We start from the raw sequence: 17,854 nt of genomic DNA on the forward strand, positions 1-17,854 counted from the left end.
AACCTAGTTGGCCACTTCCATTGTAGAGCTGTCTGTTTCGATAACAGTAAGCCCAACATGTTGAAGAAACTTCTCTGGTTCTTGCAGTTGAAGTGCAAGCTTTAAAACCTCTTCAGCAGATTCCACTGGATAGATATCTAAACCAGATTTAATCTCACTTGGAATGTCTGCAAGGTCTTTTTCATTCTTCTTAGGGATCACAACTTTTGTTACTCCAGCTTGTTTAGCTGCAAGTAGTTTCTCCTTGAGACCACCAATCGGAAGAACTCGTCCTCTGATCGTAACTTCTCCAGTCATGGCCACGTTTTGCCAAACAGGTATCCCAGTAATTGCGGATGTAAGTGCTGTTGTCATTGTAACACCTGCTGACGGACCATCTTTTGGAGTCGCTCCTTCAGGAACGTGAATATGAATATCATTTTTATCGTACCACTCAGAAGAAATCCCTAAACGAGCACTTACTGAGCGAACATAACTTAGAGCAGCTTTTGCAGATTCTTGCATTACTTCTCCAAGTTTACCTGTAATTTGGATTTTTCCATTTCCAGGAACTGTTACAACTTCAATATGAAGAAGTTCACCACCAACAGAAGTGTAAGCAAGTCCATTAACGAGACCAACTTGTGGCTCCTGCTCAATTCCTGTCCCTTCAAATCTCTTCGGTCCAAGTAGTTTTGGTAGTTGTTTAGAAGAAACATTAAACTTTCTTCCCTCTTCAATATCTTTAGAAACAACGTCTGTAGCAATCTTTCTTGCTACAGTGTTAAGAAGTCTTTCAAACTCTCTAACACCTGCTTCTTTTGTATAACCACGAACAACTTCTAGCATTGTTTTGTCATTCATTGTGACATCGTAGTTAAAAAGACCGTTGTTCTTTTTAGCTCTCTCAAGAAGATAGCGCTTACCGATTTGTAGTTTCTCATCAGGCGTATAACCAGAAAGACTAATAATCTCCATTCTATCTCTTAGAGGACCAGGTACTTTAGAAAGATCGTTGGCCGTCATAATGAACATAACTTTTGAAAGATCGTATTCTACTTCAATGTAGTGATCTCCAAAGTTTTTATTCTGCTCAGGATCGAGAACCTCTAACATTGCAGCTGAAGGGTCACCTCTCATATCACTCGTCATTTTATCGATTTCATCGAGAAGAATAACAGGATTTGAAGTTCCAGCTTTTTTCAGTGCATTGATAATCTTACCTGGCATTGCTCCAACGTAAGTTCTTCTATGTCCTCTGATTTCAGATTCATCTCTAACTCCACCAAGAGAGATTCTTTGGAATTCTCTTCCAAGAGACTCAGCAAGTGAGCGAGCAATAGATGTCTTCCCTACACCAGGAGGACCAGCTAGACAAAGAAGAGTTCCTTTTCCTTCTGTTCCAACAAGAGAACGTACAGCAAGATACTCAACGATTCTATCTTTAACATCCTTCATTCCGAAGTGATGCTCATCAAGAATCTCTCTAGCGTGATTAATATTATTGTTGTCTTCTGTATATTCTCCCCATGGAAGAGAAAGCATCCAGTCGACATAATTTCTCACAACAGCAGCTTCAGCTGACATTGGAGACATAGACTTAAGTTTTTTAAGTTCTTTTTCAGTTTTAGCTCTCGCCTCTTCTGGCATATTTTTCTTGGCAAGCTTCTCTTCCATTTCTTGAAGTTCAGTCTTGTCATCTTTTTGCCCAAGCTCTTTTTGAATGGCATTCATCTGCTCATTCAAATAGTACTCTTTTTGAGACTTTTCCATTTGAGACTTAACGCGAGTTCTTATTCTTCTCTCTACGTTAATGATCTCAATTTCACCCTGCATCTTTTCTAGAAGAAGCTTTAAACGCGCTTCAATCTCAACAGCTTCGAGAATCTGTTGTTTCTCAGGGATTTTCATATTGAGGTGAGCAACAATGATATCTGCAAGTCTTGAAGCATCAGTGATACTAGAAATGCTCATCAGTAGCTCAGGTGGAATTCTTTTGTTCAGCTTAACATATTGCTCAAACACACTCTTAATAGAACGCATTGTCGCTTCAATGTTAACAGGATTGCTCTGTTCAGGAACGCACTTTGAAACCTCTGCCCAGTACCCGTCACTTGAAGCATGGAAAGAATCAATCTTTGCTCTATACTTCCCTTCGATGAGAACTTTTACAGTATTGTCAGGAAGTCTAAGCATCTGAATGATGTTAACAACCGTACCAACATTGTAGAGATCCTCTCTGTCAGGATTGAGGATGTTTGGGTCGCGTTGTGTGACTAGGAATAACTCGTTGTTGTTCTTGCTGGCTTCTTCAAGAGCTGCGATCGACTTCTCCCTTCCAACAAATAGTGGAACCACCATATGCGGGAAAATAATAACGTCTCTCAGAGGGAGAAGTGGGAACTTTTTGGAAGCTTCAGACCTACTGTCTGCCATAGCACCTCCTGCACTATTATAGGGTTCAAAATTCAAAATAACATGGACCTCATGTCCCTAGTTACTTTGAGTCTTAATAAAATTGTGACACAGAAACCGATTTGGCTCAAAAAAAATCGAGAGGCAAACATAACCTACACAAATTTACTTGATCGCCAAAGAGCCGATAAAAAGCTGAATTTAAAAGGAAGAACTGGCCGTCAAACGAGGATAGAAAAAAGTTAGATTTTGTAAGGAATAATTTAAAGGCCTTTTTCTTAATTTAATTTCTAAGAAAAAGGCCCAATGAGAATCCAATTTATGACCATAGTAGAAGGCAGAGACACTATAATCAATAAGTATTCCTGAGAATTATGCTAATAAAAATGAATTAGATTGCCCTCTCAATTTATACTTAATTTGATTGCTCAACTTTATACCGCTTGCTCCATCTCTTTTGTGGCCTCTTCTTTATTTGAGACTTCAAAAAGAGTACGCACGAGCGCCTTTTTACGAATTGGTTTTAAACAGTAGGCCGAGAACTCCCCTTCATTGGCCGTTCTCTCTTCCTTTTCTTGTGCATAACCAGTTAAGGCAACGATCGGGATGTGTACCCCCTGTTCTTTTTCATACTTATGAATGAGTTTTGATGCTTCGATCCCATCCATGACTGGCATCTGTAAATCCATAATCACAATATCGTAGGTATCGGACTTAATTTTTTCCATGGCCATTTTTCCATTGATAGCGTGATCGAGAATAAAGAAATTTTTTAATTGTTCTTTTAATAGAAAGTAATTTTCTTCATCATCATCAACAACGAGAACTCTTAAACCACCCATGGCCATCAATGCTTCATTCATTGAGAAAGTATCGAGAGCATCGGGAAGAAGATCACGATTTGAAGCAGAAATTTCAGTGATAATTTCAGGCTCAAAATTTATTGTTACACAACATCCTTTCCCTGGTGCTGTCTTATAGATAATTTTTCCATCAAGGTTCTTGGCCAATTTGCTAACAAGAAGAAGTCCCAAACCAAGCCCAGAGCCTTTATTAATATTATCTTCTCCCGCTGCTCCATAGCCTGTGAAGTAACGATCAAGCTTCTCTCTTGCAATCCCCTCACCCGTGTCTTTCACTTGAATAGAGAAGTTCTCTTCAGTCATTTTAAAGAGGATATCGATTCCACCAACAAAAGTATTTTTAACTGAGTTATCAATCACCTCAAAAAGAATTCGTTTTAAAAGTTCGCTATCAGTTTTCACCATGACATCTTCAAGAGCTTTATCAACATTTATATTAAAGCCAATCCCCTTTTGTTGTGACCTCGCGTGGAATTCTTTAGTTAAGTACCTACTAAGCTCAGTCATCGTTATTGGTGAATCCTGAACATCCATATTTCCAAGTCGTAGTGTCAATAAATCCATCACTTCATCAAATACATGATGGATATGATTAATCTCTAAGTTTGTTTCTCGAAGAACTTCCTTTTCATGGCCTTCATTCATATTTTCTAGCAACTCATTTATCAGACCAGAAATCACAAACAGCGGGTTTCTCACTTCGTGATTGAGATTCTTTAAAAAGTTAATTAAAGACTTCTCTGATTGCTGTGCCTTATTTCTTTCAAATTCAATCTTGTGCTCATACTCTCTAAGAGAATAAGTCATTGAGCGAACAGAATTTAAAAAGTCCCCTAATTCATTATTTTCAAAATTCCCTGAAAAGATTTTTCTTCTTCCTCGCTTCACATCATAAGCAACACGCTTGGCGAAGTTTAGAGGTCTAAAAATCTTTCTGTAAATATAGAAATAAATAAGGCCCACGCACAGAAGGAGTACTCCGGAAGAAATGAAGACAAATTTATAAATAGAATTCGAATCTTTTATAATTGAACTTCTCGATGTTGCCGATATTAAGTGAAAATCATTTTGAATGGCCTTAGAGATGAATTCTGTTCTCTTTACAACTTCTTCATATTTTTGTTCTAAATTTTCAAGGTTATCATTATTAACAGCAAATTCCAGTTCTGGACGAAGATTATTAACGATTGCCTTGAGTCCCTCGATTTCTTCTCTAAAAGAAGAGACACCAAGTCTAGCAGCGTCTGAAGCTGCACCGACACCACTGATCGTCTCCCTCATACTATCCAAAACGATCTGAGTGTTTTTAATAGACTCATCCATTTCTAATTTAGATTCTTTAATAAGAGCTGGCAGATTTCGAATCAGAATCTCCTTGTCATAAGAAGTTGAACGAATGAAAGAGAGAATTTTAGCTGCGGAATTCGAGACGTTTCTAACTTCACTTTCAAGTCCAAAAGTCTGTTGCACAAGACGAATTTCTTGGTCGGCAATTATGTTTAAATGATCCTGGATTTTTGCATTTCGATCACGCACATATAAGAGCGAAAAAGCAAAGATAACAAGGGAGAGAAAGAAAATTGTGTAGAGTCTTTTTTGTATTTTCATACTTCAAGTATAGAAGTGAACAAGAAGAAGAAAGACTCAAACTTCCCTTAAGAGCCTAAGTTTTTAATTCTAAGCAAAGATGAAGATTTACTCATAAAAAAGGCCCGCAAAAGAGCGGGCCTAATTACAAGATAAACAAAATTTGTGCTTTCAAGTTGGCACTTTTCTAAGACTTAAGAAGCCTTAATCTTAGAATGTTGCAATCATTCTAGTGTAGAAATTATCTCTTTTAATATCTACATCAGTACCTTTACCAAAGAGACCATAGTTATAAACTTGATCAATGTCTTGCACTTGGTAACCAAAAACAAACTTCATGTTGTTATCAACTTTGTAGTTTGCAAAGATATGGTGAGTGTTTGAAGCTGCAGTTCCATAAATATTAAGTGGACCACGGTTAGCGACATCATAAGCAAAAGAATTTTCCTCATGCTTAATGTACTCATATCCAAGGGCAAACTTTGAAAAGTTGTACTTAGCAGTTAGAACATAAGAGTTACCATCTTCATCACATTTAGAATCATTACAGTAAACACCTTGAGCTCCACCAAGTTTTCCTTCTGACTCAGACTTAGACATTGCAAATTGAGCAGCAAAATCTAAACCAGTGCCAGCAACACCTGTTGCTTCAGCGTAGAAAGCAAAACGGTTATTTGTAAGTCTTAGAGCTGAAGTAGATGATGAACCAAAGAATACATTATCAATCTTAACCCATTGAAAAATTAGATTCATTCCATTAGCAAAGCTTGTATTATTTTTTGTGTAATCAAGCATGAAAGAATACATTGGTGAGTTTGTTGAGATTGTCACACCAGAAAGATCTGTTGTGTTATCAATTCCACGTCCAGTAGTTGTCCCACCATCAAAGTTAGCAAATTGAAGTGGAGTGTAGATAAGTCTTGTCTTTAAACTTCCACCAGCAACCGCTGCATTGTGAGTTAGGGCCATACCATCAAGAATTGCCGAGAAAGCAAGTGTTGGATATGAACCAAGAGCAGGAGAACCCGAATTAATATGCTTTGGCATTCCATCAATTGTTGGAAGACGTCCAATAGTATACGTAAGATTCATTCCCATATCGTAGTTAACAAATGCTCTTTCTACATAAACAGCAGCTGTTCCATGATCACGCCCATATCCCCAAGTATCAAAAAGACCATCAGAGTTTCTAGCATCACCATTTTCAGTTGATGTTGGCTTGTTCGCATCAAAAGATCCATCGTTCCAATATTTCTTCATTGAAAGACGACCAAAGAAGCTTAACTTTTCAGATGGACGCGATTCCATATCTAGGTGAAATTGAGAGTGAAAGTAAGACTGGTTACCAGAAGCTTCGCTTCCTGTTGTCTTCTCTTCAGAAGTTGTATAGTCATAACGGTTCTCAAGAGTTCCCGTCCAGTTGAAAAAACGTGAATCATTAGCAAACTCAAGTTCTTCAATTCTCTCTTCAAGTTCAGCTGTTGTTGCAGCAAATGCTGGAGCAGCAAGTGTTCCGGCAAGTAATAACGTAGTGATATTCTTTTTATTAATCATTTTTCATTCCTTCCTTGAAATTAATAATTATCCACCAATAGAAGATGAAGCATCATTACACTTAAGTGTACAATCACCAATTGTGATCGTCGCACTTGAACAAGTCTTAAACTTGATCACGTTTCCAGCTCTTCCAGGAGTCGCTAACTTCTTAGCTTCTTCTTTTGACTTCTTACATTGATTTTCGACAGCTTTGATAAAGTCTTGTTTTACACCAGCATTGGCAGGCGCCACACTCATAAGGACAAGCATTACCAAGGTAAATTTCTTCATGAAACTCTCCCCTCTCTAAAGTTAATAAATTGTTGAGATTTATTATATTTAAGTGGTCTTAAAAATAAAAGCTATTTATGACTGACCAAAAAGATCAACAAAAAAGGCCCACCTTAAAACAAAGTGGGCCAATTATAAAAAAGAAATTTTAGGGTGCCTTTATATTCTCTTGAGAATTAAGAGGCTGATTCGATATTAGATTTTGATTTAAGATTTTTTTCAGAAACCTTAAATTCTTTTCTTTCACCTTCTTCAAGTTTAGGTGATTCTTTCCCTCTAATGGCATCAACTGTTACGATAACCTTGTTGATTTTTTCATTAGCAGGAACTTCATACATTACATCGAGCATTGTTTGCTCAAGGATTGCGCGAAGTCCACGTGCACCTGTTTTCTTTTCAAGCGCAATCTTAGCAACTTCAATTAGAGCATCTTGTTCGAACTCAAGCTCAATTCCATCAAATTCAAAAAGACGCGTATACTGTTTCGTAATCGCATTCTTTGGCTCTGTTAGAATTGAAACAAGTGCTTCTTCATCAAGTTCTTGTAAAAGAGCGTTAACTGGAAGACGTCCAATAAATTCAGGAATAAGACCAAAACGAGTTAAGTCTTCAACCTCGATTCCACCAAGTTTTTCTACAACAGATTGCTCTTGGTTTTTATCGGCCGTTTTTACAAGCCCCATAGGTCTTTTCGTCATACGCTTTTCGATAATCTTATCAAGACCAACAAAAGCACCTGCTACGATGAAAAGAATATTCTTTGTATTAACTTGAATAAATTCTTGTTGAGGGTGCTTACGCCCACCTTTAGGAGGAACAGCTGCAACAGTTCCTTCGATAAGTTTTAGAAGGGCCTGCTGAACACCTTCACCAGAAACGTCTCTTGTAATTGATGGGTTTTCAGATTTTCTTGCAATCTTATCAATCTCATCAATATAGACGATTCCTCTTTCAGCTCTCTCAACATCGTAGTCACAATTTTGAAGAAGATTAAGAATGATATTCTCAACGTCTTCACCAACATAACCAGCTTCAGTTAGAGATGTCGCATCAGCAATTGCAAATGGAACATTTAGAAACTTAGCAAGAGACTGAGCAATAAGAGTCTTCCCTGAACCTGTTGGTCCAGCTAGAAGAATATTTGATTTTGCCAGTTCAACACCATCTTTAAGCTTCATATCTCCATGGGCAAGACGCTTGTAGTGGTTGTGAACAGCAACTGAAATAATTTTTTTAGCACGATCTTGACCAATAACATATTGATCGAGGTTCGCTTTAATTTCATGTGGCTTAGGAACGTTGTCCAGGGCCGCTTTTGAAGTCGACTTTACCGAATCTTCAAAGATGATTTCATTACAAAGCTCAATACACTCATCACAGATATAAACACCAGGACCAGCGATAAGCTTTTTCACTTCTCTTTGTGATTTCCCACAAAAGTTACAGTGGAGTGTGCTGTTGTAGCTTGCTTTTTTCTCAGACATTTTTTAACACCCTTTTATCAAAGCGAGTAAGGCCTACGCCCTACTCGCCATATTGTAGTCTTATTTCTTTTTTGGTTCGATCATCGAATCAATAATACCTAAATCGATCGCTTTTTGCGGTGATAGGTAATTATCTCTATCTGTTTCTTGAACGATTTTATCCATCGTCATTTCTTTAGAAGAGTGCTTGATGTAAATTCCATTAAGCTGATCTTTTAGATCTTGAATTTCTTGTGCTTGAATTTGAATATCTGAACACTGACCTTGAGCTCCACCAAGTGGTTGGTGAATCATGATTCTTGAGTGTGGAAGAGCGTGTCTGTGTCCAGCTTCACCAGCAGCAAGAAGAAGTGATCCCATTGAAGCAGCAAGACCTACACAGTAAGTATAAACTGGGCAAGAAACGTGTTGCATAATATCGTAGATACCAAGACCAGCGTAAACTGATCCACCTGGACTATTAATATAGAAGTGAATTGGATCTTCTGGATTATCCTGCTCAAGGAAAAGCATCTGAGCAATAAGAAGGTTGGCGACAGTGTCGTTAACCTGAGTCCCTAGAAAGATAATTCTATCAATGAGAAGTCTCGAATAAATATCGTACTGACGCTCACCTCTAGATGTTTGCTCAATAACGATTGGGTTTGGAATGTAATTCATAGCGGGCTTGTTCATAGTTTCCCCTTTTTCCCTTTTGCAATATTATCCATTACTCTGATTCATATCGGCGTAAGATCGCCAAATCTTTAATGATCTAGGATAATTTTAGAGCAAGAGTTTGAAAACGGTTAAGTGCATCATAAGTGGTTAATTTTTCAAGGATAAACAAACTCCCCCTATTCCAATAAAATCTATTTCAAAATGGTGTGCCTAGCCTTGATTAACGGCCCGTTTCCCATTAAGGTTTTTGCGTACAATCTAGAAAATCCACGAATAACACAGGAGATGGATATGACTGAAAAAGTTTACCCAACAACACTTGTTGGAAAGCAAGCGCCAGAATTTAAAGGTAATGCCGTTGTTAACGGTGCAATTAAAGAAATCTCACTTTCAGACTATAACGGAAAGTGGAAAGTTCTTTTCTTCTACCCACTAGATTTCACATTTGTTTGTCCAACAGAAATTACAGCTTTCTCTGACAAAATTGAAATGTTCAAAAACCTTAACTGTGAAGTTATCGGTTGTTCAGTTGACTCTGAATTCTCTCACCTTGCTTGGACTCAACAGCCAAGAAACAAAGGTGGACTTGGGGAAATTAAATACCCACTACTTGCTGACCTTACAAAAGATGTTGCAAGAAGCTACGGTGTTCTTATGGACGATGCTGTTGCATTCCGTGGAACATTCATTATCGACGATAACAATGTTGTTCAACAGTGTTCAATCAACAACCTTTCAGTTGGTAGAAACGTTGAAGAAATCGCTCGTCTTGTTGAAGGTTACCAGTACACAGCTAAGCACGGGGAAGTTTGCCCAGCTGGTTGGACAAATGGTTCAGATACAATGAAGCCAGATCCATCTGGTTCTCAAGAGTATTTCAACAAGCTCTAATTTGCATTTTACGAGGACCCTCTCAGCAGGGTCCTTTTTCTTTCATTTCCTCTCATTTCATGAAAATTCTTCACAATTCCCTTATAAAATAACTGATTTTGCTTTTAAATCGGTCCATGAAAACACTTACAACACTTATTGCGACACTCTTTATCCTCAATATCTTCCAAACCACTTTTGCCGCTGAGGTGCACGAAGAGATCACAGCTCTCAACGAAGAGTTTAACCATTATTCAAAGTACCCAATCTTAATTTTTGAACGCGAAAAACTTAAAAAGGAAATAATTGAAAAAGCGATTCAATCTGAAAAAGAGAGACTCGACTATATCGACCAATACGTTCAATCTCGCGTTCAAGTAAAACTCTCCAAAGGGCAACTTAGCACTCTCGATGACTACCTTATGACAGAGACTCCAAGCCCACTCGCCTTTCCTTTTACGAAGGGTTGGTCTATGGAATATGAAATGTGTGTCGTCTTTCCAAGAGAAGAAACACCATCGGCAATGGAAGAAGTAAAGCGCCTAAGTGGCTACTCTTTTGCTCCTGAAAATTACGAAGGAAAAGATATTAACGCTCTTAAAGACCTTTTCACTGCCGAGGAATTTCTACTCTATTCGCTCTATCACGAGCTTTCACACTGTCTAGATCCAAAGTACATTCCTCGTGCTCAAGTTTCTAATGGAGGTGCTCATCAATTTCACATGGCCGAAAGTTTTGCGGAAGTGAATGCTCTTTTTATGCTCGCAAAGAGAAAGGATATGTTTCGCCTTGGAAATAAAAGGGCCCTTTTAAGAAGTCTATATACAAAATATGCAGGACCAAAACTTGCTAAAATGAGTAACCCTGATGCAATTGCACAAGGCGCAGTCTATTACTTAGCTCCAGTTCTCTACAAAGCGCAAGAGAGACTTCTCTCCTACACTTTTTCCATACAAGATCTCTCTTTAAGCGAGATGATCGATATTTCAAAAGAACTCACTGAGAATCACGCCTACTCATCGAGAACGTTTCACGCTGTTATTCAGTATCTGAGCGTTGGTGAAAAAGAGGCCCTTGCTCAATATGAAAAATATTTAAACGACATGCCAGAACTCTTTATTCCTACTTATATGAGCCTTCAACTCTTTCATACTCAAATGAAAATGCTCGACCAATGGGAAAAGCTAGCCAGTAAGTTTTAAGGCTGTTTTTCGATAATTCTATTCAAGACTAGATAATTGGAATAAAATAAGTGCCATTATTAGCATTCAATCAATGGTACTTATTTTATGGACATGACTTCTTTAATGGATATGATTCAGGCCAATATTGCCATGGCCCCTTTCTTAATCTTTGGACTTCTCTTTCTTGCGGGATTCAATATTCCCGTCTCAGAAGATGCCATGCTTTTTATCTCTGCAATTCTAGCAGCGAAAAACCCAGAATACACAACATCACTCTTTATTGGAGTATTTGCTGGTGCCTATATCAGCGACCTTATCTGCTATGGATTTATGGGACGCTACCTAGGTAATAAGATCTTTAAAATTAAGTTCTTTGCAAATATGGCCCCGCCAGAGCGTATTGAGAAAGTTAGTAACTTCTACAAAAAGTATGGAATTTTAACGCTAATCTTGGGGCGTTTTATTCCTTTTGGTGTTAGAAATGCTCTCTTCTTAACGGCTGGCCTTGGAAAGATGAACGCTCTCAAATTTGCTATAAGCGACTTGATTGCCTGTACGATTTCATGTGTAAGCTTTTTCTATCTCTACTACACTTTTGGTGAGACAGTTATTAGCTACGTCAAACAGGCCAACACAATTATCTTTGCCATCTTTATTGCCGTGGCCCTTGGTCTCTTTATCAAGAAGAAAAAACAAAAATCATAGTCAAAACCCTGGGCCATAACTCTTATTTATGGCCCAAAATACCCCTTTCTTACAAAAATAAAATCCTAACCTTGACCCTATAAACTACCGAAATCAAAGATTTTGATTCTCAAGTTCTAACAACTTCTTACATGTTCACAAAATCTGTGTAAACTTTTCCACACTCTCGTTCACAAAACTTGCGAATTCAGTTTCAAAGCTGCATAACATTCACAAGCTTTGTGAACAACAACGGAGAAGCTGTGATTCAACAACAACACCAACAACAACAAAACCTCAATCCAGAAGATAAAATCGTTTCGCTGGCCAATTGGAAACGACTCAAATCAACTCAACGGGGAACGCGCCAATCGGTACGCACCTACTTAAAACTTCTAAGCTTTCATGAGTTAATCAATGAAACACAAGAAGTTATCAATGAGATTTCTAATGGAAAACTTGGAGACGATGTCACTCTCATTTCAAGTGAACTTATGAGGGAATTTCAAGATCGCGCCGATCACGAAAGCAACGAAAAGCTCTCAAGAGCACTTCGTTTAATGAAAGATCAATTTGAAGCGAATATTATCAAACTAAATGATCTCTTATAGACTCTCAAGGCTCTGGTAATCGTGGAGCACTTTTAAGCGAAGAAGAGATAGCTTCTCTTCTTCGTCGTAGCCAAGAAGTCGGCTAACTCGACGAATGACTTTAAGATTTGTCTCAGACTTCGCCTTATTCTCAAATAGGCTTAATAAGAAGACCGTATTCTTGGCCATTCTTTGTACATATAATTCGATTTTATCTTTTGTTTGTTCACTTGCTTTAACAAATTCACATCCAATATTTTTCGTAAAAATAGCATCTAGCCTTTGCTTCTTATCGAATTGACGAACCATACGGGCCTTCACTCTCACAATATCAACATGAAATTGATCTTCATTAAGTGCAAGAATTTCGTGATGGAGCAACTTAGAAAAAAGAGGGATTTCAGGAAGCGCAAACATAATTGGAAGTGCGTTTATCTCTGGAATATGCGGTAACTCTCCAAGGAGAATTCCTCCTTTGGAAATATTTAAACTACGACAACGATGAACATAGTCATCGTCGACGTAGAGTATTGATGTCATTAAAGGGGCGCGTAGATGCGCCCTTCTAAAACTTTTTGATGTCATAGGAACTTAGAAGCAGCCTCTGATAGAGCAGATCTCTCCCCAACTTTAAGTGTTGAGTGTCCAATAATATCTTCCGACTTTAACCTCTCAACAGTATAAGCAAGTCCGTTATTAATCTCATCGAGATAAGGACTATCAATCTGTTGCGGATCTCCTGTTAGAACAATTTTCGTTCCCTCTCCGGCACGTGTAATAATTGTTTTAACTTCGTGAGGAGAAAGGTTCTGTGCCTCATCAACAATCAGGTACTGCCCAGGGATTGAACGCCCACGAATATAAGTAAGTGGTTCAATATGAAGAAGACCATGCTCAATTAATGATTCATATGATGAATTTGTTCCCTGTCTTCTTTGATCAAAGAGAAAATCCATATTATCAAAAATCGGTTGCATCCATGGAGCAAGCTTTTCGTTTACATCCCCTGGTAAGAAACCAAGGTCACGTCCCATAGGTTGAACAGGTCTTGAAACGAGAAGTCTTGAATACTTTTCTTGGTTTATGGCCATCTCAAGCCCAGCAGCAATTGCTAAGAGAGTCTTTCCTGTCCCCGCTTTACCAACGAGAGTTACAAGCTTGATCTCATCATTTAAAAGAGCATCAAGAGCAAATTGTTGTTCCATATTCTTTGGGTAAATTCCCCAAACACCTTCTCTCATTGGAATGAGAGGAACAGCTCCACCCTTTTGTTTCGAATAACGTCCAAGAGTTCTTCTTCTATCATTGCCTTTAACTTGAATGATAAGATACTCGTTAGGAAAAATTTCTTTCTCTTCCGTATTTTCAATAAACAGAAATCTATTTTTTTCAAATTCTTGTAGTTCTTCCTCAGTTACTTCTAATACTTTTTGGCCTGAGTAAAGTTCTTCAAGTTTTACATTTTTCTTTCCATAGTCTTCAGCTGTAACACCAAGAATATCGGCCTTAAGTCTTAGGTTGATATCTTTAGAAATCAAATGAACATCTTGTCCATCTTCTTTTAAAGAGAGGGCCGATGCCAAGATCTTATTATCGTTTAAAGTGAGATCAATGTGTCTGTGGTTACTACTAACTTCTCTATCTACAGAGATAATAAGCTTACCACCGTGCTCAAGCGAAACACCTTCTGTCACAGAACCTTGCTTTCTTAAATCATCAACAATACGAGAAAAGTTACGAGCATTACGCCCATTTTCATTTTGATCTTTTTTAAAGCGATCGATTTCTTCAACAACGACAAGTGGAATAAACACATTGTGTTCTTGAAACTTAAAGATCGACATAGGATCAAAAAGGATAACGTTAGTGTCAATGACAAATGTTTTTTTCAACATGACCTCCGATATTGGGACCCACTACTCCTAAAATAAAGTAGCGATTCTTTAATCCTTGAATAGCAAGAAAAGTAATTTGAAATAGAATAGGAATTTTGGGGTTTTATCTGGTTAATCTTTCTACCTTTGTTTCCTGACTCTTATATCAGGACAATTTAACCCGATGAACTCTTCCAGTGAGTTCATATTAATATTCTAAAGTACATGAGTAAAAAGACAAGAAAACAGTTCTTTTTTTTTAATTACCCGAGCATTTCCATCGGTTTAATAGTAGGCATAGACCATTCTAAAGCATCCCATTTTATTGCGCTTTCGCTTCATTTCTTTTGCAAAATGCTTAATAAATGTCGCTCCTAGTGCCCCTTGTGATAGTTGCTCGATTTCATGCTCAGTGAAAATAAAGTGAGGATACTTATAAAGAAGTGAAATAAAGACCTTTCTTCTTTTCACTTCATTAATATAACTATGATTGTCAGTAAAGAGTCGAATAAGCTGATTTTTGCTCTCAATGAACTTTCCGATTTCTCGTGTAAGACTGATATAGGGAAATAAAGAGAATTCTAAGCGGTTGCGTATTTCACTTAAAGACTCATAAGAATAACTAAATTCATTTTCATTTTTTATAATAAGATCGACCATCTGATCACCAAGAAAAGTCGTTACTTTTGCGGGCAGATTTTGAATAAAAGAAGAGAGCTCCTTATTCGTTTTTATTGTCTTGAAATGGTTTAATAGACTCAACTCTTTCTTATAGAGTTGTTTTCTCTTTTCTTTGATAATAAATTCTGCTTTTCTAAAAAATGCCTTCTCCATTTCAGAAGGTCTTCTCGCATTTTTAATAAGAAGAGAAAGATTCTCTTCATCAATATCTTTTCCCCTGCCCATTAAATAGAGATTAGAGATATACTTATCGAAGTTACTTTCTTTATTATCAGGACCATCAACGAATGAGTGAGAATTGGACCAATCTAACAGCACCCATTCAAGCTTCGTCTGATCAAATACAATTTGCTCAAAGTGAAAGTCTCCAATTTTAGCAAAATGAGCCGTCTCACTTATAAAGTGATTCAATCGATCTTCTGCAATAACTTTATGGTGGAAGTCTAACGAGGATTTATTATTTAAATAATCGTACAAGTCAAAGGCCTTATCGATTCTTTCGACTAGGACAAAATTTGTTCCCATCGAATTAATTTTAGGAGTAAGAACTTGGTGCTTTTGTAATTTCTTATGACCTTTTATAAAGAAATCATGGTAGTCAGTGAAGTTGTAATAGCGATCAAAGACACCCATTTTTCGCGGTATTCTTAGAGCAAAAGTATTTCCCTTCTCATCGAGAACTTCAAAAACATAGGTGACTCGGCCATTTCCTAGAAACTTTACAACTTCTAAATTTCTATTTTCTAAGAAGAAATGATCACCTTCTTTGAAGGGGAATGCTCTCATGAGAGAGTTATAATTTTGAGCAGGGTGACCTGATCTTTCAAAGAGACGATACTCTTTTGCGAAAGTTTGCGTTGTAAATAAAAATAGCGTTAATAATAAAAGGCGCACCATAGGTCTTTTTGATGCAACTGAAAGGCCAAAATAGAAAGGTTTTTAGACTAAATACTGTATATATTTTAGTCAATTGGCTTAATATAAGTCGAGGTCAATCTCTAAAAGTTTCAACTGGATAACCGCTCGGCTCCCCTTCTCTTCGCGGTACTTTTCACCAAGTTCGACACCGTAGAACCCAGCGATAATTTTAATCGGCCAAAGATTAAGTCCAATACCATAGCTGACATACCCTTGGCTAAATCCACCAAGAAACTCAAGGTTTAAGATGCGAAAAGAACCACCGACGTGAATTTTCCTTCTGTAGTCAATAGGCTGATTAAGAGAGTGAAGATCGAAGGCCAGTGTCCACTCAAGAAGTTTTAAGTCCTGTCGAATCGATGAACCAAAATTGACGGCCATCTCCTGTCTTGGAATATCATCGTCACCACTCGTTTTCTTAAATCTTGTATCGGCGACATCGAGAACACTTGCTCCTAAGCGAAATTCAGTTATTCCTGTTGAAAAAATGTGCTCAACACCAAGATCATAACCCCAACCTTTTCCTCTAGAAAAACCGAGAGACTCTCTTAGATCGGCTACACTTTCTACGCCGTTATTAACAGTATTAAGAATGTCAGTACTAAAAAGGTCAAAAGATGAATCAAGACCTTCTCTTTTAATAAACTTAACTCCAAGTCCGACACTCGTTCGACTTCCTGGAGAAACTTTTTTAGATCCCTTTTTTCTTGTTGCTCCATTACCAAAAGAAAATGCAAAGCCAGTAGCAAATCCTTTATCAAGTGCATATTTCACGTTCAAGGATGGGTGAATTTTATTTCGAAGAACCATAGAAGTAGTAGAACTTGCAAAGAGTGAAAGAGCAAAATAAGGAATTTTTACAGTCGGTATTCCATCCACATGCAAGTAAACAGGGAATCCTAAAAGTCGATCGGCAATTGCAGCAGTATCACTACTTGGAAAATTTTCAAAACGATCTAGTTCATCGAGAGCATTAGTTAAACCAAACGTCGGGTTTAGTGGAGTTATTGTTACACTTTGATTAACTCCAAGAGCTGCTGGATTGTAAAACAGAGTGTACTCATCGTCGTTAGCAATAGAAGTGTAGGCATCCCCCATCAAAAGAGCGCGAGGACTTCTTGCAAGATAAGTGATCTCTCTTGCGATAGAAGAGAAACTTGCGATCAAAAATAGAATAATCGTTAACTTTCTCATCATACCTTATTGTGTAAAAGCTCAAAGAACATGACAAAGAAATAGCGAAATGTGTCTTCATCACTGATGTCCGATTCACAAACACTTTGACTTGTCGTTGATAAAATATCGGTTCCCTTCCCGGCGACACCTAGAGCTGTTGATGCATCAGACTTTAAATCAGTAATACTGATACTATCAAGAACATCAAAATCATCCCCTAAAGCACCAGAAATAACTTCAGGAAAGACTTCAAAAAAGTTATTCATAAGAACAACTCCTTCACAGGCCCTTTCAATATTAACCGTTCCATTATCTAAATTGGGATGTCCTGTATCGGCAGCATTGTCGCAATTTCCAGCATCAACATCTCCTGGGTCACCATCAAAGAGATCTGAAATTGTCGCATCGTAGGTCATAAAACAATCATTAGACCCACTTCCTCCTCCCTTCACGCCAGTTGAAGAAGTATTGCCATAGAAGTAAGTGTATTGCCCCATATTTACCATAATCAAAAACATCAATAGGCTGTGAATCTGCGCCGATTCTTTTGATGTAAATGAACTCGATCTCAAAGTCGAAGTTGGATTAGTCGTCGTTGCGATTCCACCTGCGTAAAGAAGGACATTGATTGCACTTTGAATATTGATATAGTCTTCTTCAGTTGGAGAATCCATTGAATCAGAAGTTGAAAATGTTGCAAATGAGCTCAACAAGCTTGCTGCATCGATCAAAGGTAAATCATCTGAAAAGAATGTAATTGAACTATATCCGGCCTTACAGGCGTAGGCGGATGCTAGAAGTTTTAAGAAGTGAGCATTTGAATTTTGATAATCAATTCCTGTCAATTTTGATAGGGCCGCTTCACAGTCCCCTCTCGTTAAATCGATTTCTGCAGAAACTAATTCCGCATCGATTTCCTCTTGCTTAGTTTTACCGCAAGAGCAAAGTAGAATAGAAGAAATGATAAGGACTATAAGCTTGGATTTCATACAAACTCCTAGCTTATAGTATGCAAGATTCGAGCAATGATGGGAATCAGCGGAAAAATATCCGCTGATTTTT

Annotated in this window: 15 protein-coding genes; 4 read left to right on the top strand and 11 right to left on the bottom strand. The window is 37.7% G+C overall.

Going from position 1 to position 17,854, the window contains the following annotated elements; translation table 11 throughout:
• Nucleotides 1-3: 3 nt before the first annotated feature.
• The 6 genes from lon to HBN50_RS11850 all read right to left on the bottom strand — a co-directional run bounded on the left by lon (nucleotide 4) and on the right by HBN50_RS11850 (nucleotide 8,815).
• The gene (lon, locus tag HBN50_RS11825; protein WP_273870251.1) at nucleotides 4-2,415 is read right to left on the bottom strand and encodes an endopeptidase La; all 2,412 of its coding nucleotides are present in this window, start codon (nucleotides 2,413-2,415) and stop codon (nucleotides 4-6) included.
• A gap of 413 nt (nucleotides 2,416-2,828) precedes the next feature.
• Entirely contained in the window at nucleotides 2,829-4,865 is a 2,037-nt protein-coding gene (locus HBN50_RS11830) for an ATP-binding protein (protein ID WP_273870253.1), read from the bottom strand.
• A 189-nt stretch (nucleotides 4,866-5,054) separates the two neighbouring features.
• Nucleotides 5,055-6,398: a DUF3373 family protein gene (locus HBN50_RS11835; RefSeq protein WP_273870255.1), complete on the bottom strand. Its 1,344-nt coding sequence runs from the start codon at nucleotides 6,396-6,398 to the stop codon at nucleotides 5,055-5,057.
• A 27-nt stretch (nucleotides 6,399-6,425) separates the two neighbouring features.
• Nucleotides 6,426-6,671 carry a hypothetical protein gene (locus HBN50_RS11840; protein WP_273870256.1) on the bottom strand — a complete coding sequence of 82 codons (246 nt, stop codon included), beginning with the start codon at nucleotides 6,669-6,671 and terminating at the stop codon, nucleotides 6,426-6,428.
• A 176-nt stretch (nucleotides 6,672-6,847) separates the two neighbouring features.
• The gene (gene clpX / locus HBN50_RS11845; RefSeq protein WP_273870259.1) at nucleotides 6,848-8,155 is read right to left on the bottom strand and encodes an ATP-dependent Clp protease ATP-binding subunit ClpX; all 1,308 of its coding nucleotides are present in this window, start codon (nucleotides 8,153-8,155) and stop codon (nucleotides 6,848-6,850) included.
• Between the two features lie 60 nt (nucleotides 8,156-8,215).
• Complete coding sequence (locus HBN50_RS11850) at nucleotides 8,216-8,815, bottom strand: ATP-dependent Clp protease proteolytic subunit (protein ID WP_273870858.1); 600 nt, start codon at nucleotides 8,813-8,815, stop codon at nucleotides 8,216-8,218.
• 291 nt (nucleotides 8,816-9,106) lie between these two features.
• On the opposite strand from HBN50_RS11850, the gene HBN50_RS11855 reads away from it, so the two are divergent.
• From HBN50_RS11855 to HBN50_RS11870, 4 genes are all read left to right on the top strand, one after another.
• A complete protein-coding gene (locus HBN50_RS11855) occupies nucleotides 9,107-9,706 on the top strand; it encodes a peroxiredoxin (protein WP_273870260.1) in 600 nt (199 codons plus the stop codon).
• A gap of 116 nt (nucleotides 9,707-9,822) precedes the next feature.
• The gene (locus HBN50_RS11860) at nucleotides 9,823-10,887 is read left to right on the top strand and encodes a hypothetical protein (RefSeq protein WP_273870262.1); all 1,065 of its coding nucleotides are present in this window, start codon (nucleotides 9,823-9,825) and stop codon (nucleotides 10,885-10,887) included.
• Nucleotides 10,888-10,980: 93 nt separating this feature from the next.
• Nucleotides 10,981-11,574, top strand: coding sequence for a DedA family protein (locus tag HBN50_RS11865; protein ID WP_273870264.1), 594 nt, complete (start codon nucleotides 10,981-10,983; stop codon nucleotides 11,572-11,574).
• A gap of 242 nt (nucleotides 11,575-11,816) precedes the next feature.
• Nucleotides 11,817-12,164, top strand: a complete 348-nt coding sequence (locus HBN50_RS11870; RefSeq protein ID WP_273870267.1) for a hypothetical protein — start codon at nucleotides 11,817-11,819, stop codon at nucleotides 12,162-12,164.
• On the opposite strand, the gene HBN50_RS11875 is transcribed toward HBN50_RS11870, so the two are convergent.
• From HBN50_RS11875 to HBN50_RS11895, 5 genes are all read right to left on the bottom strand, one after another.
• Nucleotides 12,159-12,728, bottom strand: coding sequence for a PilZ domain-containing protein (locus HBN50_RS11875; protein WP_273870269.1), 570 nt, complete (start codon nucleotides 12,726-12,728; stop codon nucleotides 12,159-12,161). The two genes, HBN50_RS11870 and HBN50_RS11875, sit on opposite strands and share 6 nt — an antisense overlap.
• Nucleotides 12,725-14,038 carry a PhoH family protein gene (locus HBN50_RS11880; protein WP_273870270.1) on the bottom strand — a complete coding sequence of 438 codons (1,314 nt, stop codon included), beginning with the start codon at nucleotides 14,036-14,038 and terminating at the stop codon, nucleotides 12,725-12,727. The genes HBN50_RS11875 and HBN50_RS11880 overlap by 4 nt, the downstream gene beginning before the upstream one ends.
• 264 nt (nucleotides 14,039-14,302) lie before the next feature.
• Complete coding sequence (locus HBN50_RS11885; protein ID WP_273870272.1) at nucleotides 14,303-15,595, bottom strand: hypothetical protein; 1,293 nt, start codon at nucleotides 15,593-15,595, stop codon at nucleotides 14,303-14,305.
• A 78-nt stretch (nucleotides 15,596-15,673) separates the two neighbouring features.
• Nucleotides 15,674-16,813, bottom strand: coding sequence for a hypothetical protein (locus tag HBN50_RS11890; protein ID WP_273870274.1), 1,140 nt, complete (start codon nucleotides 16,811-16,813; stop codon nucleotides 15,674-15,676).
• Entirely contained in the window at nucleotides 16,810-17,781 is a 972-nt protein-coding gene (locus HBN50_RS11895; protein ID WP_273870277.1) for a hypothetical protein, read from the bottom strand. The genes HBN50_RS11890 and HBN50_RS11895 overlap by 4 nt, the downstream gene beginning before the upstream one ends.
• Nucleotides 17,782-17,854: the final 73 nt, after the last annotated feature.

This window comes from Halobacteriovorax sp. GB3, from assembly GCF_028649655.1.
Classification (GTDB): Bacteria; Bdellovibrionota; Bacteriovoracia; order Bacteriovoracales; family Bacteriovoracaceae; genus BSW11-IV.

Coding starts and splice junctions, on each gene's coding strand:
- HBN50_RS11890 (WP_273870274.1), bottom strand. CDS start 16,813: ATGATGAGAAAGTTAACGATTATTCTATTTTTGATCGCAAGTTTCTCT.
- HBN50_RS11880 (WP_273870270.1), bottom strand. CDS start 14,038: ATGTTGAAAAAAACATTTGTCATTGACACTAACGTTATCCTTTTTGAT.
- HBN50_RS11885 (WP_273870272.1), bottom strand. CDS start 15,595: ATGGTGCGCCTTTTATTATTAACGCTATTTTTATTTACAACGCAAACT.
- lon (WP_273870251.1), bottom strand. CDS start 2,415: ATGGCAGACAGTAGGTCTGAAGCTTCCAAAAAGTTCCCACTTCTCCCT.
- clpX (WP_273870259.1), bottom strand. CDS start 8,155: ATGTCTGAGAAAAAAGCAAGCTACAACAGCACACTCCACTGTAACTTT.
- HBN50_RS11855 (WP_273870260.1), top strand. CDS start 9,107: ATGACTGAAAAAGTTTACCCAACAACACTTGTTGGAAAGCAAGCGCCA.
- HBN50_RS11830 (WP_273870253.1), bottom strand. CDS start 4,865: ATGAAAATACAAAAAAGACTCTACACAATTTTCTTTCTCTCCCTTGTT.
- HBN50_RS11840 (WP_273870256.1), bottom strand. CDS start 6,671: ATGAAGAAATTTACCTTGGTAATGCTTGTCCTTATGAGTGTGGCGCCT.
- HBN50_RS11835 (WP_273870255.1), bottom strand. CDS start 6,398: ATGATTAATAAAAAGAATATCACTACGTTATTACTTGCCGGAACACTT.
- HBN50_RS11865 (WP_273870264.1), top strand. CDS start 10,981: ATGACTTCTTTAATGGATATGATTCAGGCCAATATTGCCATGGCCCCT.
- HBN50_RS11875 (WP_273870269.1), bottom strand. CDS start 12,728: ATGACATCAAAAAGTTTTAGAAGGGCGCATCTACGCGCCCCTTTAATG.
- HBN50_RS11895 (WP_273870277.1), bottom strand. CDS start 17,781: ATGAAATCCAAGCTTATAGTCCTTATCATTTCTTCTATTCTACTTTGC.
- HBN50_RS11860 (WP_273870262.1), top strand. CDS start 9,823: ATGAAAACACTTACAACACTTATTGCGACACTCTTTATCCTCAATATC.
- HBN50_RS11850 (WP_273870858.1), bottom strand. CDS start 8,815: ATGAATTACATTCCAAACCCAATCGTTATTGAGCAAACATCTAGAGGT.